The sequence below is a fragment of the Martelella sp. genome, assembly GCF_984369615.1.
Genome location: NZ_CFHTCS010000513.1, coordinates 1 through 2,362, shown reverse-complemented (window position 1 = coordinate 2,362; position 2,362 = coordinate 1). Strand labels below are relative to the sequence as shown.

Annotated in this window: 3 protein-coding genes and 2 pseudogenes; 3 read left to right on the top strand and 2 right to left on the bottom strand. The window is 63.6% G+C overall.

The window, feature by feature from the left end; translation table 11 throughout:
• Both ilvN and AC5DC2_RS23070 read left to right on the top strand, forming a co-directional pair.
• The coding region (gene ilvN / locus AC5DC2_RS23075; RefSeq protein ID WP_491700176.1) for an acetolactate synthase small subunit at window positions 1-457 on the top strand (457 nt) is incomplete at its 5' end.
• An 89-nt stretch (window positions 458-546) separates the two neighbouring features.
• A complete protein-coding gene (locus AC5DC2_RS23070) occupies window positions 547-1,143 on the top strand; it encodes a LysE family translocator (protein ID WP_491700175.1) in 597 nt (198 codons plus the stop codon).
• A 24-nt stretch (window positions 1,144-1,167) separates the two neighbouring features.
• Here AC5DC2_RS23070 and AC5DC2_RS23065 read toward each other — a convergent pair.
• Together AC5DC2_RS23065 and AC5DC2_RS23060 are read right to left on the bottom strand one after the other, a co-directional pair.
• A pseudogene (locus AC5DC2_RS23065) lies at window positions 1,168-1,728 on the bottom strand (RNA polymerase sigma factor); the annotation flags it as partial.
• Window positions 1,658-2,044, bottom strand: coding sequence for a COG4315 family predicted lipoprotein (locus AC5DC2_RS23060; RefSeq protein WP_051424132.1), 387 nt, complete (start codon window positions 2,042-2,044; stop codon window positions 1,658-1,660). The gene AC5DC2_RS23060 and the pseudogene AC5DC2_RS23065, both read right to left, overlap by 71 nt.
• Window positions 2,045-2,186: 142 nt before the next feature.
• On the opposite strand from AC5DC2_RS23060, the pseudogene AC5DC2_RS23055 reads away from it, so the two are divergent.
• Window positions 2,187-2,362: pseudogene (locus AC5DC2_RS23055) on the top strand (ATP-binding protein); the annotation flags it as partial.

The following is a 2,362-nucleotide window of genomic DNA, read 5'->3' as shown; positions in this document are numbered from 1 at the left end:
CGTCATCGGCCTGTTCTCGGGCCGCGGCTATAATATCGAGAGCCTCACCGTGTCCGAGACCGAGCACGAGGCGCATCTGTCCCGCATCACCATCGTCACCAAGGGCACGCCCGATGTGCTGGAGCAGATCAAGGCCCAGCTCGACCGCCAGGTGCCGGTGCACAAGGTGGTCGATCTTTCCGTGCGCGCCCGCGAACTCGGGATTGCCCCGCCGGTCGAGCGCGAGGTGGCGCTGATCAAGGTGGTCGGCAATGGCGACCAGCGCCAGGAGGCGCTGCGGCTGGCCGATGCGTTTGATGCCAAGGTGGTGGATGCCTCGGTCGAGCATTTCCTGTTCGAACTGACGGGCAAGGTCTCCAAGGTCGACCAGTTCATCTCGATCATGCGGCCGCTCGGCCTTGTCGAGATCTGCCGCACCGGACCCGCCTCGATGAATCGCGGCCCTCAGGGGATGTGAGGAAAGAAGGGGCGAGGAAATGCTCGCCCCGTCCTGCCGGATCAGGGGCTGCCGTTCCGGCACGGGTTTGAGACAAGAGGGGCAGGGCGATGACGCATGAGACGCTTCTGGCATTGCTCGGCTTCGCGTTTGCCGCCTCGATCACGCCCGGCCCGAACAATATGATGGTCTTCGCCTCGACGGTGAATTTCGGTTTTTTGCGCACGCTGCCGCACATATCCGGCGTCGTTTGTGGTTTCGCCATTCTGATGGCCGGCGTCGGCGCGGGTCTGGGGGCGGTCATCACCGCCTTTCCGCCCATCCTTGTTTTCGCGAAGATCGCCGGCGCTCTCTATCTTCTCTGGATCGCCTGGACGATCGGCACGACGCGGAAGTTGGCGTCCGGCGAGGCGTCGAGCGGCAGGCCGCTTACCTTCTTTCAGGCCGTCGGTTTCCAGTGGGTCAATCCGAAGGCCTGGATCATGGGGCTGACCGCCATGTCCGTCTTTACCGATCCCGCTCATTACGGTCGCTCCGTCGCGATTGTGGCGGTCGTGTTTGGCCTGATCACGATCCCCAGCATTTCGCTCTGGGCCGGATTCGGTTCGGGGCTCAGGCACTGGCTTTCTTTCGGCAACCGGCTCAAATGGTTCAACATCGTCATGGCGCTTGTGCTGGTGGCGAGCCTCTGGCCGATGCTGCGGTGATCTATCGTCTGTCAGGCATTCGGCAAGGCGCCGCCGGGCGCGCGACAGGCGCGACATGACCGTGCCGGCCGGAATCTCGAGCCGCGCTGCGATCTCCTCATAGGTGAGGCCTTCCACATCGCTGAGAACCACGAGGTCGCGGGCGGCCGGCGGCAGGGCATCGAGTGCATCCGCGAGCGTCAGGCGGTCGATTTCCAGGCGCTCGTCGGCTTTGTCGTCCGGTAGTTCCGCGGCCATATCAAGTTCCAGAAAGCAGAGCGTGTTGCTGTGCCGGAAGTGGTTGGCGTTGACATGCACCATGATCGCATAGAGCCATCCGGCGAGATTGTCGCCACGCCATTGCGCCCTGTGGGAGAGTGCGCGTTCGATCGTGTCCTGCAGCAGGTCCGCGCCGTCTTCGCCGGAGCCGGCCAGGCTCCGCGCCATGCGTGCGAGTCGGGGAAGGCAACGCCGCAATTCCTCGTCGAACGCGTTGTCGGGGGCGGCGGATCGTGTCCGCCGCGCCGGTTCGCGATCACGCCGGGCGCGCGACCTGCCAGAGATTGCTGACGCTGGCGCCGGTAACGTCGCCGGGCTTCTTGTCATTCGCCCGGAGATAAAGAGGTTCGCCATTGAGGGCCCACTGTTTCTGCCCGTCCTTGCGCACTACAAACGAGAACTTCGCGAAGGGTTGCGCGGTAGGGTTGGCGATATATGGAGGCCACTCGGTCGCGCAGCTACCGTAGCAGGCGGATACGTCCCGTGCGTCCCCGTCATAGGTGTAGAGCGTGTGGCCGTTCTGCGCGGCCAGAACCTGACCGTCATAGGTGTCCATGGTGCGGAAGGTGTTGGTGCCGGCAAAGGCGGCGCCGGCCACGGCAATGAGCGTGGCGGCGGCGAGGATGGATGCTTTCCTGATCATGTCTTTCGATCCGTTTGGTTGCGTTGCGTCGGGGGTTCTGATGACGCATTCAACCGATAGACACGCGGGCACCCCGTTTTATTCCAGACGGGCGCAAGTTTTTTTGTTGCCCCGCCGCGGCGAATCCTGCCAAGTCACGGCCATGGAGTTTTCACCGCAACAGGACGAAGCGCTCAAGGCTGTCTCGCGCTGGCTGAAGGAAGGCCGGTCACCGGTGTTCCGGCTGTTCGGCTTTGCCGGCACCGGAAAGACCACGCTCGCGCGCTATTTTGCCGAACATGTCGATGGCGAGGTGCTGTTTGCCGCATTCACCGGCAA